At 75.5% G+C, this 15200-nt stretch carries 15 protein-coding genes; 13 read left to right on the forward strand and 2 right to left on the reverse strand.

Annotated elements, in window-relative coordinates:
• Positions 1–49 precede the first annotated feature (49 nt).
• Entirely contained in the window at positions 50–787 is a 738-nt protein-coding gene (locus ACFUJY_RS21925; RefSeq protein WP_383302132.1) for an SDR family oxidoreductase, read from the forward strand.
• Between the two features lie 11 nt (positions 788–798).
• Here the strand turns inward: ACFUJY_RS21925 and ACFUJY_RS21930 are convergent, their stop codons facing one another.
• On the reverse strand, positions 799–1695 hold the full coding sequence (locus ACFUJY_RS21930; protein WP_383302135.1) for a polysaccharide pyruvyl transferase family protein: 897 nt from the start codon (positions 1693–1695) through the stop codon (positions 799–801).
• Between the two features lie 192 nt (positions 1696–1887).
• On the opposite strand from ACFUJY_RS21930, the gene ACFUJY_RS21935 reads away from it, so the two are divergent.
• Genes ACFUJY_RS21935 through ACFUJY_RS21990 form a run of 12 tightly spaced genes read left to right on the forward strand, consistent with a single transcriptional unit; the run spans position 1888 to position 14264 of the window.
• Positions 1888–2904: an NAD-dependent epimerase/dehydratase family protein gene (locus ACFUJY_RS21935; RefSeq protein WP_383302137.1), complete on the forward strand. Its 1017-nt coding sequence runs from the start codon at positions 1888–1890 to the stop codon at positions 2902–2904.
• 13 nt (positions 2905–2917) lie between these two features.
• Positions 2918–4552: a carbamoyltransferase gene (locus ACFUJY_RS21940; protein ID WP_383302140.1), complete on the forward strand. Its 1635-nt coding sequence runs from the start codon at positions 2918–2920 to the stop codon at positions 4550–4552.
• Positions 4549–5604, forward strand: coding sequence for a glycosyltransferase family 2 protein (locus ACFUJY_RS21945; protein ID WP_383302143.1), 1056 nt, complete (start codon positions 4549–4551; stop codon positions 5602–5604). The genes ACFUJY_RS21940 and ACFUJY_RS21945 overlap by 4 nt, the downstream gene beginning before the upstream one ends.
• Positions 5601–6209: a D-glycero-alpha-D-manno-heptose-1,7-bisphosphate 7-phosphatase gene (locus ACFUJY_RS21950; protein WP_383302146.1), complete on the forward strand. Its 609-nt coding sequence runs from the start codon at positions 5601–5603 to the stop codon at positions 6207–6209. The genes ACFUJY_RS21945 and ACFUJY_RS21950 overlap by 4 nt, the downstream gene beginning before the upstream one ends.
• The gene (locus ACFUJY_RS21955; RefSeq protein ID WP_383302149.1) at positions 6206–7213 is read left to right on the forward strand and encodes a glycosyltransferase family 9 protein; all 1008 of its coding nucleotides are present in this window, start codon (positions 6206–6208) and stop codon (positions 7211–7213) included. The genes ACFUJY_RS21950 and ACFUJY_RS21955 overlap by 4 nt, the downstream gene beginning before the upstream one ends.
• The gene (locus ACFUJY_RS21960) at positions 7210–8172 is read left to right on the forward strand and encodes a glycosyltransferase (RefSeq protein WP_383302152.1); all 963 of its coding nucleotides are present in this window, start codon (positions 7210–7212) and stop codon (positions 8170–8172) included. The genes ACFUJY_RS21955 and ACFUJY_RS21960 overlap by 4 nt, the downstream gene beginning before the upstream one ends.
• The gene (locus tag ACFUJY_RS21965) at positions 8169–9407 is read left to right on the forward strand and encodes a glycosyltransferase (protein ID WP_383302155.1); all 1239 of its coding nucleotides are present in this window, start codon (positions 8169–8171) and stop codon (positions 9405–9407) included. Before ACFUJY_RS21960 ends, ACFUJY_RS21965 begins: the two co-directional genes overlap by 4 nt.
• Positions 9404–10024 (forward strand): SIS domain-containing protein, encoded by a 621-nt coding sequence (locus ACFUJY_RS21970; protein WP_383302158.1) that lies wholly within the window; start codon positions 9404–9406, stop codon positions 10022–10024. Before ACFUJY_RS21965 ends, ACFUJY_RS21970 begins: the two co-directional genes overlap by 4 nt.
• Positions 10021–11433 (forward strand): D-glycero-beta-D-manno-heptose 1-phosphate adenylyltransferase, encoded by a 1413-nt coding sequence (gene rfaE2 / locus ACFUJY_RS21975; RefSeq protein WP_383302161.1) that lies wholly within the window; start codon positions 10021–10023, stop codon positions 11431–11433. Before ACFUJY_RS21970 ends, rfaE2 begins: the two co-directional genes overlap by 4 nt.
• A gap of 5 nt (positions 11434–11438) precedes the next feature.
• Positions 11439–12446, forward strand: coding sequence for a glycosyltransferase family 9 protein (locus ACFUJY_RS21980; RefSeq protein WP_383302164.1), 1008 nt, complete (start codon positions 11439–11441; stop codon positions 12444–12446).
• Positions 12439–13350 carry a glycosyltransferase family 2 protein gene (locus ACFUJY_RS21985; protein ID WP_383302166.1) on the forward strand — a complete coding sequence of 304 codons (912 nt, stop codon included), beginning with the start codon at positions 12439–12441 and terminating at the stop codon, positions 13348–13350. Before ACFUJY_RS21980 ends, ACFUJY_RS21985 begins: the two co-directional genes overlap by 8 nt.
• Positions 13347–14264, forward strand: a complete 918-nt coding sequence (locus ACFUJY_RS21990) for a glycosyltransferase family 2 protein (RefSeq protein ID WP_383302169.1) — start codon at positions 13347–13349, stop codon at positions 14262–14264. The genes ACFUJY_RS21985 and ACFUJY_RS21990 overlap by 4 nt, the downstream gene beginning before the upstream one ends.
• Here ACFUJY_RS21990 and ACFUJY_RS21995 read toward each other — a convergent pair.
• Positions 14252–15058 carry a SigB/SigF/SigG family RNA polymerase sigma factor gene (locus ACFUJY_RS21995; protein ID WP_383302172.1) on the reverse strand — a complete coding sequence of 269 codons (807 nt, stop codon included), beginning with the start codon at positions 15056–15058 and terminating at the stop codon, positions 14252–14254. The genes ACFUJY_RS21990 and ACFUJY_RS21995 overlap by 13 nt on opposite strands.
• Positions 15059–15200: the final 142 nt, after the last annotated feature.

The following is a 15200-nucleotide window of genomic DNA, read 5'->3' on the forward strand; positions in this document are numbered from 1 at the left end:
CGACGGCGGCACGCCGACGGGCGCGGCACGGCACGGACACGGGGAGAACATGACCAGCGGCGACACCACCACCACGCGGGACGCCGGGGCGCCCGTCACCTTCATCACCGGCGGCTCCAGCGGCATCGGGGCGGCGAGCGTACGCAGGCTCCTCGGCCTCGGGCACCGGGTCGCCGCGACCGGGCGCAGCGCGGAAAAACTCGCCGTGCTGGCCGAGGAGGCGGACGCGGGGGAGCGGCTGCTGACCTTCGAGGGGGACGCCGGGGACTGGGCGCACGTGTCGGCGGCGGTCGAGGAGACGGTGCGCACGTTCGGCCGGCTCGACCACGCCATCGCCAACGCCGGGTACTCGGCCGACGCCCACGTCGAGACCGGCGACCCCGAGAAGTGGCGCGGCATGGTCCTGACGAACGTGCTGGGGCCCGCGCTGCTCGTACGGGCGGCGCTCCCGGCGCTGAAGGAGTCGCGGGGGCGAATCGTGCTCATCGGCAGTGTGGCCGGGTACAAGAACACGCCCGGCAACCTGTACTCGATGACCAAGTGGGCGGTGACCGGTCTCGCGGAGAACGTCCGCATGCTGACCACCGGGTACGGCGTCGGTACGACACTGATCGCACCGGGACGCGTCCTCACCCCGTTCTGGGACGAGCGTCCCGGCGGTGCGGCGGCGGCCGGTCCGATGATCTCCGCCGAGGAGTTGGTGGAGACGCTCGTCTGGGCGATCGCGCAGCCGCCCGGCGTGGACGTGAACACGCTGGTGGTCCGGCCGATCGGCCAGCAGAACTGACGCGGCGTCCGTCAGCGGAACAGTGAGCGCCGGCGCTCGGCGGCCGCCCTGCCGGCGGGGGACAGGCACCACGTCCACCACGAGTCGAGCGCCCGCGCGGTCAGCGCCTCGCCCGGGATCACCGCGGGCCAGCGCACCACCCTCGCCTGCGCGGACACCTTGGCCCCGCCGCGTACCGGGTCCACCACCAGGGCCGGTACGCCCGTGCTCAGCGCCAGGACCATCCCGTGCAGGCGGTCCGTGACCACGAGGTCGAGCCGGCCGAGCAGGGAGAGGAACTGGTCGCCGGTCCGGCACAGCCGCCAGTCGCCACGGGCCAGCCGGGTCTCCGCCTCCACCGGCGCGCAGTCCTTGGTGGGCAGCCAGCCGTACAGCGTCTCGGCGACCCGGTCGTGCTCGCGCCGCCGCCCGTACTCCCCCTGGCCGTGCGTGAGGGCGACACCCACCACGGGCCGGTCCGGCCGGGTCCGCGCGGAGAGCGCCAGATCGGCCAGGAGGCCCTGGCCGTCGCGGTCGCGGGCTACGATCCGGTCGAACCCGCGCACCGCCGGGGACTCCCCGTCCACCACGCTCACCCCGACGGCGGTCCGCCGGCACGAGGCATAGCGCTCGTGCAGCCGGGTGAGCTGGGCCCCGTGCACCGGGCCGCAGACGAAGAGCACCTGCTCGTACCGTTCGGGGCGCGCCGCCTCCAGGGTGAGGGCGCCCGGGGCGAAGTGCGGGCTCCACGCGGAGTCGTGCGGGACACCCAAACGGCCCAGCGCGTCGGCCACCGCCCGCTCCGCGAGGAAGTCACCGGCGGTGACCTCGCCGTCCGGGAAGCTGAACCACCCGGTGACCAGCACACGTCCCGTCGCACTGCGCGGACGCAGGAGCGGGTCGAGAACACCGTCCAGGCTCTGCCCCATGATCGCCTCCTGTTCCCGGATTCATTCCAACGGTAGTCCCGAAGATGCGCGGATGGATTACTCAGGAAAGATCCAGGGGGAGAAGCGAATGGCAGGAACGCGGCTCCGCGCCGCCGGGACGGACCGCCGCGCAACAGCGGCCCGAGCCCGTGCGTTCAGGAACGTCCGGATCTCTGAAAGGAGATGGGATACATGGTGTCCTCGGAACCCGACCGGTTTCCCTGGCGGCACGCCCTGGTCACAGGCGGAGCCGGCTTTCTCGGCTCACATCTGTGTGAACGCCTGCTGGCCGGGGGAGTGACGGTCGACTGCGCCGACAACCTCGCCTCCGGGGCACTGCGGAACATCGCGCACCTGGAAGAGGACAGAGCGTTCCGGTTCTTTCCGCTGGATATCTCCGACGCCTCCTGCGCAAGCGAATTGCGCGGCCCCTACGACCTGGTGCTGCATTTCGCCTGCCCCGCCTCACCCGCCGACTATCTGCGCATGCCGTTGGAAACGCTGGACGTCGGCAGTCTCGGCACCCGCAACATGCTCGGCATCGCCGCCCGGGACGGGGCGCGCCTGCTCCTCGCCTCCACCTCCGAGGTCTACGGCGACCCGCTGGTGCACCCGCAGCGCGAGGACTACTGGGGCAACGTGAACCCCGTGGGCCCGCGCAGCGTGTACGACGAATCGAAACGGTTCTCCGAGGCGCTGGTGACCGCGCACGCCGCCGCGAAGGGCACGAATGCCGGAATCGTGCGGCTGTTCAACACGTACGGCCCCCGCATGCGCGCCCATGACGGCCGCGCCGTGCCGACCTTCATCAGCCAGGCACTCGCCGGAGAACCGCTCACCGTCGCCGGCGACGGCAGCCAGACAAGGTCCCTGTGTTATGTGGACGACACCGTCGACGGCGTACTGAGTGTCGCCGCGAGCAAATCCGTGCGGCCGGTGAACATCGGCGGGAGCGACGAGACGACCGTCCGGGAAATCGCCCGGCGGATCGTCAAACTGACCAGCTCCGCCAGCCGGATCGACTACATCGACCGGCCCGTGGACGACCCCGAGCGGCGGCGTCCCGACACCACCCTGGTGCGGGAGATGTTCGGCTGGGAACCCCGCGTCTCCTGGGAAGAGGGCCTGGAACGCACCATCGCGTTCTTCGCCTCGCTCCCCGGTACGCCGGACGATTCCCACGCCGCTTTCCCGGCCCGCGAATCCTGAAGGAGCCCAGCGCATGCGCGTGCTCGGAATCAACGCCCTTTTCCACGACCCTTCGGCCGCTCTGGTCATCGACGGGAAGACCGTCGCCGCTGCCGAGGAGGAACGCTTCAGCCGCCGCAAGCACGGCAAGCGCCCCGTGCCGTTCTCCGCCTGGGAACTGCCCGAGCTGTCCGCCCGGTGGTGCCTGGAGAGCGCCGGTCTGGATGCCGCCGACCTGGACGCGGTCGCCTACTCGTACGACCCCGGACTGGCCCGCCCCGCCGAGCAGATGGGCCTGAACGACCCCTGGGACGAGCTGCGCCAGACCTACGCCCGGCGCGCCCCCGAATTCCTCGCCGAGGCCCTGCCCGGCCTCGACCCGGACAAGGTCCGCTTCGTCCCCCACCACGTCGCCCACGCCGCCTCCGCCGGGCTCGCCGCCCCACCGGGCGACCGCGCGGTCCTCGTCCTGGACGGGCGCGGCGAGTGCGCCTCCCAGCTCGCCGGCCACTACACGGGCGGCGCCCTGGAGATCCTCAGCACCCAGCCGCTGCCCGAATCGCTCGGCCTGTTCTACGAGGAGCTGACCGCGCACCTCGGATTCCTGCGCAGCAGCGACGAGTTCAAGGTGATGGCCCTCGCCTCCTACGGGAAGCCGGTCTTCGCCCAGCGGCTCGCCGAGTACGTCCACCACACCGACGGCGGCGGCTTCCGCGCCTCCGGTGTCCCGTGGAGCGAGTTCGCACCGGCGCGCCGGCCGGGCGGCCCCTACACCGAACAGCACGCGGACCTCGCGGCCAGCGCCCAGCGGTGCCTGGAGGAGACCGTCCTCCAGCTGGCCTCCTGGCTGCACGAACGCACCGGCGCCACCCGCCTCGCGCTCGCCGGCGGCGTCGCCCTCAACTGCGTGGCCAACGCCCGCGTCCACCGCGAGGGACCCTTCGACGAGGTCTGGGTCCAGCCCGCCGCCGGCGACGCCGGCACCTCGCTGGGCGCCGCCCTCCACGTCTCCGCCGAGCACGGCCCGGTCACCCCGATGACCACCGCCGCCCTCGGCCGGGGCTGGAGCGACGACGAACTGCGCCGCATGCTCGAAACCGCGGCCCTGCCCTTCGAGGAGCCCGAGGACGTCGCCGCGGCCGTCGCCGAGGAGCTGGCGCAGGACGGCGTCGTCGCCTGGTTCCAGGGGCGCAGCGAATTCGGCCCCCGGGCGCTCGGCCACCGCTCCCTGCTCGCCCACCCCGGGCGCGCCGAGAACCTGGAACGGCTCAACGCGGTCAAGGGGCGCGAGGAGTTCCGCCCGGTGGCGCCCATGGTGCTGGCCGAACGGGCGGCCGAACTCTTCGACGGACCGATGCCCAGCCCGTACATGCTCTTCGTGCACGAGGTCGCCGAGGAGTGGAAGCCCCGCATCCCCGCCGTCGTCCACGTGGACGGCACCGCGCGCATCCAGACCGTGGACCCGGCCTCGGAACCGCTGGTCGCCCGGATGCTCACGGCGTTCGAGGAGCGCACCGGGCTCCCGGTCGTGGTCAACACCAGCCTCAACACCGCCGGCCGGCCCATGGTCGACCACCCGCGCGAGGCGCTGGAGTGCTTCGGGTCCGCGCCCGTCGACCTGCTGGCCATCGGGCCGTTCATCGTCCGCCGGTCGAAGGCGTTCACATGACCGCCGGAGACGCGGAACCGCGCGTGACGACCGCCGCGCCGGACGGGCACCGGGACCTGCCGGGTGCCGAACCGTACTCCGTGGTCGTCCCCACCATCGGCCGCCGCTGCCTCGGCTCCTGCCTCCGCGCCCTCGCCGAGGCAGCCGTCCCCCCGCCGCACGCGATCTTCCTCGTGGACGACCGGCCCGCCCCGGACACCCCGCTCGACCTCACCCCGGCCGGGCCGCTCGCGGACCGCGTCACGGTCCTGGCCACGGGCGGCCGGGGCCCCGCGGCGGCCCGCAACGCCGGGCTGCGCGAGGTCACCACGCCCTGGGTGGTCTTCCTGGACGACGACGTCCAGGTGCGCCCCGGCTGGGGTGCGCTCCTCGCCCACGACCTGGGACAGGCCGGCCCCGGGACGGCCGGGGTGCAGGGCCGGCTGACCGTCCCGCTGCCCGACGACCGCAGGCCCACCGACTGGGAGCGCTGTACGGCCGGCCTGGCGGACGCCGCCTGGGCCACCGCCGACATGGCCTACCGCACGGAGACCGTGCGCCGGGCCGGCGGGTTCGACGAGCGCTTCCCGCGCGCCTTCCGGGAGGACGCCGACCTCGCCCTGCGCCTGATGAGCGGCGGCTGGACGCTGGCCCGGGGCACCCGCTCCACCCTGCACCCCGTCCGCCCCGCCGACCGCTGGGTCTCCGTGCGCACCCAGCGCGGCAACGCGGACGACGCCCTGATGAACCGCCTCCACGGACCGGACTGGTGGACCAGGGCCGACGCCCCCCGGGGCCGGCTGCCCGGCCACCTCGCCGTCACCGCCGCCGGACTGGCCGCCGCCGCGCTGGCCCTGTCCGGACGACGCCGGGCGGCCGCGGCCGCGGGCGCGCTGTGGGCCGCCGGGACCGCCGAGTTCGCCTGGGCACGCATCGCACCGGGGCCCCGGACCGGGGCCGAGGCCGCCACCATGCTCGTCACCAGCGTGGTCATCCCGCCCCTGGCCGTACTGCACCGGGGCCTGGGCGGCATACGCCACCGTCGGGCCACCGCCTGGGGAGGCACCGGATGAGCTCCCAGCCCTGCCGCACCGCGCCGCCCGGCGGGCCGCCGCTCGCCCGGCCGGCCGCCGTGCTCTTCGACCGGGACGGCACCCTCGTCCACGACGTCCCGTACAACGGCGACCCGGACCTGGTCAGGCCGGTGACCGGGGCCGCCGACGCCGTACGGCTGCTGCGCGAGGCCGGCATACGCACCGGTGTCGTCAGCAACCAGTCCGGCATCGGACGCGGACTGCTCACCCACGAGGAGGTCCGCCGGGTCAACGCCCGCGTGGACGAGCTGACCGGCCCCTTCGGCGTCTGGGTCTACTGCCCGCACCGCCCCGACGAGGGCTGCCCCTGCCGCAAGCCCCGGCCCGGCCTGGTGATCGAGGCCGCCGGACGGCTCGGCGTCCGCCCCGGCGACTGCGCCGTCATCGGCGACATCGCGGCGGACGTGCTCGCCGCCCGGGCCGCCGGCGCCGAAGGCATCCTCGTACCGAACGCGCGAACGCGGCCCGAGGAGACCCGGGCGGAGACGGACCCCGCGCCCGACCTCCTCACCGCCGTCCGCCGGCTCCTCGCCCGCCCGCACCCCGCCGGGACGGCCGCACACGTGCGGGGGCGGACCGCATGAGGGCCCTCGTCGTACGACTCGACAGCTTCGGTGACGTGCTGCTCGCCGGGCCCGCCGTCCGGGCGGTCGCCGCGCACGCCGCGCACCTCACCATGGTCTGCGGGCCGCTGGGCGAACCCGCCGCCCGGCTGCTCCCCGGCGTCGACGAGGTCGTCGTCTGGCAGGCGCCCTGGGAAGGCACCGACCCGCCGCCCGTGGACGAGGCGGACGTCCCCGGCCTGCTCACCACCCTGCGCCGGGGCACGTACGACACCGCGCTCGTGCTGACCTCGTTCCACCAGAGCCCGCTGCCGGCGGCCCTGCTGCTGCGCATGGCCGGAGTGGCCCGGATCGGCGCCGACAGCGTCGACCACCCCGGCCGACTGCTCGACGTGCGCCACCAGCGGCTCCCCGGCCGGCACGAGGCCGAGGCCGGCCTCGACCTCGCCCTCGCCATGGGCTTCGCCCTCCCCGCAGGCGACCCCGGCCGGCTGCGCGTGCTGCCGCCGCCCGACACCGCCGCGCTCACCGGCAACGGCCCCTACGTCGTCGTCCACCCCGGCGCCAGCGCCCCCGCCAGGGCCTGGGACCCGGACAGGCATGCCGAGGCCGTCCAGGAGCTGGCCGACGCCGGGCACCGCGTCGTCGTCACCGGAGGACCGGCCGAGACCGGGCTCACCCGGCTCGTCAGCGGCGACGTGGCCGTGGACCTCGGAGGGCGTACCAGCCCCCGCACCCTCGCCGGCGTGCTGCGCCACGCGGACGTCGTGGTCAGCGGCAACACCGGACCCGCCCACCTCGCCGCCGCCGTGGGCACCCCGGTCGTCTCGCTCTTCGCGCCCGTGGTGCCCGCGTCGCGCTGGGCGCCCTACGGAGTGCCCTTCGTGCTCCTCGGCGACCAGCGCGCCCCCTGCGCCGACACCAGGGCCCTGCACTGTCCGGTGCCGGGCCACCCCTGCCTCGACGGCGTCACCGCGCACGACGTGGTGAGCGCGGTGCACAAGCTCCGGAAGGAGAGAGCGTGAACATCCTCATCTGGCACGTCCACGGTTCGTGGCTGACCTCCTTCGTCCAGGGCCCGCACACCTACCTGGTGCCGTCCACCCCCGACCGGGGCCCCGACGGCCTCGGCCGCGCCCGCACCTGGGACTGGCCCGCGTCCGTCCAGGAGCGCACCCCGGCCGAACTCCGCGACGCCGACATCGACCTCGTCGTCCTGCAACGCCCGCACGAGATCGAGCTCACCCACGAGTGGACCGGCAGACGCCCCGGCCGGGACGTGCCCGCCGTGTACGTCGAGCACAACAGCCCGCACGAGACGCCCGTGGACACCCGGCACACGCTCGCCGACCGGTCCGACGTCCCCGTCGTCCACGTCACCCACTTCAACCGTCTGATGTGGGACAGCGGCCGGGCCCCCACCAGCGTCATCGAACACGGCATCATCGACCCGGGACCCCTGTGGACGGGCACAGAGCCCCGGGCCGCCGTGGTCGTCAACGAGCCCGTGCGGCGCGCCCGCACCACCGGCACCGACCTGCTGCCCGCCTTCGCCGCCGCCGTCCCGCTGGACGTCTTCGGCATGCGTACGGAGGGGCTAGCAGACCACCTCGGCCTCACCGGGGCACAGTGCCGCACCTTCGACCTCCCGCAGGACGAACTCCACCGGGCCATGGCCCGCCGCCGGGTCTATCTGCACCCGGTGCGCTGGACCTCGCTCGGACTCTCCCTGCTGGAGGCCATGTTCCTCGGCATGCCCGTGGTCGCCCTCGGCACCACGGAAGTGCGCGAAGCGGTGCCGTCCGGCGCCGGAGTCGTCTCCAACCGGCCCGAGGTCCTCGCCCACGCCCTGCGCCACTTCGCCGCCGACCACGCCCACGCCGAGCACACCGGCCGCCTGGCACGGGAGGCGGCCCGGGCCAGGTACGGGGTCCAGCGCTTCCTGGACGACTGGGACCGACTCATGAAAGAGGTCACGCGATGACGCAGCCCATGCCGCGACCCGCCCGGATCGCCCTGGTGTCCGAGCACGCCAGCCCGCTCGCCGAACTCGGCGGCCCCGACGCCGGCGGACAGAACGTGTACGTGGCCCAGCTCGCCGCATGCCTGGCCCGCAGGGGACACGACGTCACCGTCTACACCCGCCGCGACCGGCCCGACAGACCGACCCTGGTGCGGACCGAATCGGGCGTCAAGGTCGTCCACGTACCGGCCGGCCCGCCGACGACCGTGCCGAAGGACGACCTGCTCGCCTGGATGCCGGACTTCGGTGCCTACCTGGCCAGGCTGTGGCGGCTCAACCGCCCCGACGTCGTCCACGCCCACTTCTGGATGTCCGGCCTGGCCGCCCTCGCCGGAGCCCGCGAGGCCGGGGTCCCCGTCGTGCAGACCTACCACGCCCTTGGCACGGTGAAGAAGCGTCACCAGGGCAGCGAGGACACCAGCCCGCCCGAGCGCGTCGACATCGAGACCCGGATCGGCCGCGAGGCCCACCGGATCATCGCGACCTGTGCGGACGAGCTCAACGAGCTGACCGCCATGGGCATCCCGCGCTCCCGGATCAGCATCGTGCCCTGCGGGGTCGACACCGAGCACTTCGCCCCGGTGCCCCTCGCCGCCCGGCCGCCCGGCGCCCCGCACCGGCTGCTGTCCGTCGGCCGCCTCGTCCCCCGCAAGGGCTTCGACCGCGCCATCAAGGCCCTCGCCCGCATCCCCGGCACCGAACTCCTCATCGCCGGCGGCCCGGAGGCCCCACTCCTGTTCGCCGACCCGGAGGCCGAACGCCTGCGCAAGGTCGCCGCCGAATACGGGGTCGCCGAACGGGTCCGGCTCCTCGGCTGCGTACCGCAGGGCCTGATGCCCTCGCTCATGTCCAGCGCGGACCTGCTGCTGTCCCTGCCCCGCTACGAACCGTTCGGCATCGTCCCGATCGAGGCGATGGCCTGCGGCGTCCCCGTGGTGGCCAGCGCCGTCGGCGGACAGCTGGACACCGTCGTGGACGGGGTGACCGGCACGCTCGTGCCGCCCGACGACCAGCGCCACGACCTCGCCGCCACCGTCCGCGACCTGCTCGCCGACCCCGGGCGGCGCGCCCGGTACGGAGCGGCCGGCCGCACCCACGCGCTCGCCCGGTTCACCTGGGACGAGGTGACCGACGGCGTCTCCCGCGTCTACGCCGAATTCGTCCGGACCCCCCAGCCCTCGGAGGTGGCACGATGAAGCTGATCGCTCCCGGCCAGCACTGCGACGACCTCGCCCGCGCCCTCCCCGCCTTCCGCCGCGCCGCCGGCGTCACCGAACGCTGGGGCAAGACCCTGGCCCGCGTCCTGTCCGACGGCGGCCGGCTGCTCGTCGCCGGCAACGGAGGCAGCGCCGCCCAGGCCCAGCACCTCACCGCCGAACTCGTCGGCCGCTACCGCGACGACCGCCCCGCCTACTCGGCGATCGCCCTGCACGCCGACACCTCCTCGACCACGGCGATCGCCAACGACTACGGCGTCCACGAGGTGTTCGCCCGGCAGACCTGCGCCCACGGCCGCCGGGGCGACATCCTCATGCTCCTGTCCACCAGCGGCGCCAGTGCCAACCTCCTGGAGGCCGCGCAGGAGGCCATGCGCATCGGCATGCCCGTCTGGTCCCTCACCGGGCCCGAACCCAACCCGCTCTCCGCGACGAGCGACGAGTCGCTGTGCGTCGAGGCCGCCGGGTCGGCCACCGTGCAGGAACTCCACCTCGTCGCCGTCCACATGATCTGCGAGAGCTTCGACCGCGAGATCGCCGCCCGCACCGCCGCCCGCCCGGTGGCGGGCACCCCCGCCGAGGAGGACGCCTCGTGAAGCGCCCCGCACCCCTCGTCGTCGTCGGCGACTCACTGCTCGACCAGGACGTCTCGGGCCACGCCGAACGGCTCGCCCCCGACGCGCCCGTGCCCGTCGTCGCCGACGCCGAACAGCGCACCCGGCCCGGCGGAGCGGCCCTGGCGGCCTGCCTCGCCGCGGCCACCGGGCGGCAGACCACCTTCGTCACCGCACTCGGCGACGACGAGGCGTCCCACACCGTGCGGGACCTGCTGGGGGACCGGGTCCGGCTGGTGGAGGTCCCGCTCGACGCGCCCCTGTCGCGGAAGACCAGGCTCATGGCGGACGGGCGGCCCCTGCTGCGCCTGGACGAGGGCGACGGGTGCGCCGCCGGTCCGTCGGCCGAAGCCGAGCAGGCTCTCGCGGACGCGGGGGCGGTGCTCGTCGCCGACTACGGGCGGGGCACCGCCGACGTCCTGCGCGCGGCGCTGACCGCACGGGCCGCCCGGATTCCGGTGGTCTGGGACCCGCACCCGGCCGGCGGCCCGCCCGTCCCCGGCACCCGGCTCGCCACCCCCGCCGCGGCCGAGGCGCGCCACTTCGCCGGGAACCCCGGGCCCGCCGCCCCGGCGCGTCCTGAGGACCACCGCGACGTCCTGCGCCACGCCTCGGCGGACGCCCGGACCCTGCTGGACAAGTGGGGGATCGCCTCGGTCGCGGTGACCCTCGGCGAGCACGGCGCCCTGCTGTCGCGCGGCGGCCCCCCGCTGTTGGTGCCCGCACCCTGGCGGGCCGACGGCGACTGCTGCGGCGCCGGGGACAGCTTCGCCGCCGCGGTGGCCGGCCGGCTCGCCGACGGCGACCTGGTCGAACTCGCCGTCCGCGAGGCCGTCGAGGCCGCCGCCCGCTTCGTGGCCGGCGGCGGCGCCCACGCGGTGCTCCGGGACGCGGGACCCGCCGAGGCGGACGGCACGCCAGGAGACGCCCGCGCACTCGTCCGTCGCGTCCGCGAACGGGGCGGCACCGTCGTCGCCGCCGGCGGCTGCTTCGACCTGCTGCACGCCGGACACGTCGAACTCCTCCAGGCCGCCCGCCGGGCCGGTGACTGCCTCGTCGTCTGCGTCAACTCCGACGCCTCCGTCCGGCGCCGGAAGGGCGGCGGCCGGCCCGTCGTGCCGGCCGAGGACCGGGTCCGCGTCCTGCTGGCGCTCGACTGCGTGGACGCCGTCGCCGTCTTCGACGAGGACACCCCCGAACGCCTCCTGGACGAACTGCGCCCGGACATCTGGGCCAAGGGCGGCGACTACGCCCTCACCGACCTGCCCGAGACCGCCCTCGTGGAGAGCTGGGGCGGGCAGGTGGTGCTCCTGCCCTACCTCGACGGACGCTCCAGCACCCGCCTGGCCGAACGGGCCGCCGGCCGCCCCGGCGCCCCCACCCGGCGGTGAGCCCGGTGAACGGGACCCGCCCGGCCCCCTCGGGCGACCGCCCGGCCGTCCTCGTCCTGCGCGCCCTCGGCCTCGGCGACCTGCTGGCGGCGGTGCCGGCGCTCCGGGGCGTACGACGCGCCTTCCCGGAGCACGAGACGGTGCTGGCGGCCCCGGACAGCCTGGCGGCGGCGGTCCGGGCGACCGGAACCGTGGACGTCCACTTCGCCACACCCGAGAACGGCCGCCAGGTCCCCTCCCTGGACCACTGGCCGGGCCCGCCGCCCGCCGTCGCCATCGACCTGCACGGCAACGGGCCGCTGAGCCACGACGCCCTCGCCGCGCTCGGACCCGGCCGGACGCTCTCCTTCGCCCGCCCCGAAGCGGACCACCCCGCCCCGCCCCGCTGGCGGCCCGACGAGCACGAGCGGCTGCGGTGGTGCCGGTTCCTGACCGCGTACGGCATCCCCGCCGACCCCGCCGACGTCCGCGTCCCGCCGCCCGCCGCGCCCTCCCCGGCACCGGGCGCCGTCGTCCTCCACCCCGGCGCCGACGCCGCGGCGCGCCGCTGGCCCGCCGAGCGGTACGCGGCCGTCGCGACGGCGCTCCGGGACGCCGGACACCGCGTCGTCGTCAGCGGCGGCCCGGGCGAGGAGGAGCTGTGCGCCGAGGTCGCCGGCCGCGCCGGGCTCGACCCCGCCGACGTGCTCGCGGGCACCCTCACCTTCGACGGCCTCTCCGCGCTCGTCGCCCGCGCCGCGCTCCTCGTCAGCGGCGACACCGGACCGGCCCACCTCGCCTTCGCGCACGGCACCCGGTCCGTGACCCTGTTCGGCCCGGTCGCACCCTCGCTCTGGGGCCCGCCCCCGGACCGTCGGCACACCGCGCTCTGGCACCCGGGACCGCCCGGCGACCCGCACGCCGCCACCCCCGACCCGCTGCTCCTGCGCATCACCACCGACGAGGTGCTGGGCAGCGCCCTGGCCGCCCTGCACCGGGGCGCGGCGGCGAAGGAGGCGGCCGGGCATGGCTGAGCGTGTCCGCGGACCGGCCGCGGGGGAGGGCCGGACCACCGTCGTGATCATCACGCGCGACCGCCGGGAGAGCCTGGTCAGAACGCTGGACCGGCTGGCCGCCCTGCCGGAGAGACCGCCCGTGATCGTGGTCGACAACGGATCGACGGACGGCACCGGCGAAGCGGTGCGCCGCCACCCCGGCGGGGCCCGGCTGCTCTCCCCGGGCCGCAACACCGGCGCCCTCGGCCGGAACCTCGCCGCGCGCCGGGCCGGCACGCCCTACGTGGCCTTCAGCGACGACGACTCCTGGTGGGAGCCGGGCGCCCTGAAGACCGCGGAAGCCCTCTTCGACACCTACCCGAAGCTGGGCCTGCTGGCCTCCCGCACGCTGGTGCACCCCACGGGCGAACCCGACCCGCTCAACCGGGTGCTCGCCGCCTCGCCGCTCCCCGGCCGCGCCGACCTGCCCGGCACCCCGGTGCTGGGCTTCCTGGGGTGCGCGGCGGTGGTCCGCCGCTCCGCCTTCCTCGACGCGGGCGGCTACCACGGCGTCCTCTTCTTCGGCGCGGAGGAGACCCTGCTGGCGTACGACCTCACGGCCGCGGGCTGGGGCGTGGTCTACGAACCCAGCCTGGTCGCCCACCACGGACCCGACCCGGGGGAGCGGCCCGGCCGCACCGTCGCCGTGCTCCGCAACGCGCTCCTCACGGCCTGGCTGAGACGGCCCCTGCCGGTCGCACTGCGCGAGACCGGCCGGCTGGCCGACGCCTGGGCCCGCGGCAGGCCCGACGCCGGCCCCGCCCTCCGCCAGGCCCTGGCACGGCTCCCCGCGGCCCTGCGCCGGCGCAGGGAACTGCCGCCCTGGGTCGAGCGCCAGATCCGGCTCCTGGAGAGCGCCCCGCCGAACGGAGACGACCGATGAGCCCCGGCGACCCGCCCGCCCCCGACCCCCGCGTCACGGTGGTGGTCATCACCCACGACCGCCGCGCCGAGCTGCTGCGCACCCTGCGCCTGCTCAGCCGGCTCCCGGAGCGGCCGGCCGTCGTCGTCACGGACAACGCCTCGCACGACGGCACGGCCGAGGCCGTCGCCCGCGAATTCCCCGACGTGCGGCTGCTCACCCCCGGCCGGAACCTGGGCGCGGTCGGCCGGAACCTCGCCGTCCAGCAGGTCCGTACGCCGTACGTGGCGTTCTGCGACGACGACACCTGGTGGGACCCGGGCGCCCTGCGGATCGCGGCCGACCGGCTCGACGCCCACGAGCGCCTGGCGGCCGTCACCGCGCGGATCGTCGTCGAGCCCGGGGGCGAGGACGACCCCGTGGTCGCCGAGCTGCGCGACTCCCCGCTCACCGGCCCGTCCTGGCTCCCCGGCCCCGCGATCGGCTCGTTCCTGGCGGCGGCGACCGTCATGCGCACGGAGGCGTTCCGCGAGGCGGGCGGCTTCCACCCGGGGCTCTGGCTCGGCGGCGAGGAGGAACTGATGGCCACCGACCTGATGCGGGCCGGGTGGTGGCTCGCGTACGTCCCCGAGATGGTCATCCACCACGCCGCGTCCCCGGTCCGCGACAGCACCGCCCGGCGCGTCCTCGGACTGCGCAACACGCTCTGGTTCACCTGGCTGCGCCGCCCGGCCGGCTCCGCGCTGCGCCGCACCCTGTATCTGCTGGCCACCGTTCCCCGGGACCGTGCCTCGCTGCGCGCCTTCGCCCACGCCGCGCGGGGCCTGCCCTGGGTGCTGCGCAGGCGCAGACCCGTACCACCGGACATCGAACGGCGGCTCGCCGCCCTGGAACGTGCCCAGCGCCAGGGCACGGCGCGGCGCTACGTCGGCTGACCCGCCGGTTCCTGGAGCGCCTGCCTGCGCACCTCCTCGCAGCACTGGGCGATCAGCCGGGAGACGTGCATCTGCGAGATGCCGAGCGTCTCGGCGATCCGGTCCTGCGTCATGTCGCGGAAGAACCGCAGGTAGAGGATGGTGCGCTCGCGCTCGGGCAGGCGGCGCAGCCCCGGCTTCACCGCCTCGCGGTCGACCGCGACGTCCAGGGCGTGGTCGCACAGGCCCAGGGTGTCGGCGAGGCACGACCCGTCCTCGGCCCTGGGTACCTCGGCGTCCAGCGACAGCGTGCGATAGCTGTCCAGGGCCTCCAGACCGGCCCGGACGTCCTCGGCGCAGAGCCCTGTGGCGGCCCCGATCTCCGCCTCGGTCGGCAGCCGCCCGCCCGGCGACTGGGCGAGGTCGCGGCGGGCCACCCGCACCTGATTGCGCAGGTCCTGGACCCGGCGCGGCACATGGACGTCCCAGGTGTGGTCGCGGAAGTGGCGCTTGAGCTCGCCGACCACCGTGGGGATGGCGTACGTCTCGAACGCCTTGCCGCGGGCCGGGTCGTACCGGTCCACCGCCTTGACCAGACCGATCGCCGCCACCTGGCGCAGATCGTCCAGCGGCTCACCGCGGTCGCGGAAGCGCGCGGCCAGCCGGTGGGCCATGGGGAGCCAGGCGCAGACGGTCGCACGGCGCAGTTCGTCCTTCTCGGGGCCGTCGGGCAGGGCCCGCAGCCGGTGGAAGGACGCCGTTTCCGGCGGTACGTCCCCATGTCGCGCGGGGGCAGTCTGTCGGGCACCGGCCATGGTGTTCACTCCTCGGCGTCGCCTGTCGGGACCGCCGTGGGAGCCTCGGCCGGACAGGCGGCACCCGGAGCGGAGCTCCCACGGGCGCGCCTCTGGTCCGAAGCACCCCTGGCCCATTCCCGTACCGGGCCGCCTCAAACAT

Origin of the sequence: Streptomyces sp. NPDC057249 (assembly GCF_042669245.1) — a bacterium.
Taxonomy (GTDB): domain Bacteria; phylum Actinomycetota; class Actinomycetes; order Streptomycetales; family Streptomycetaceae; genus Streptomyces.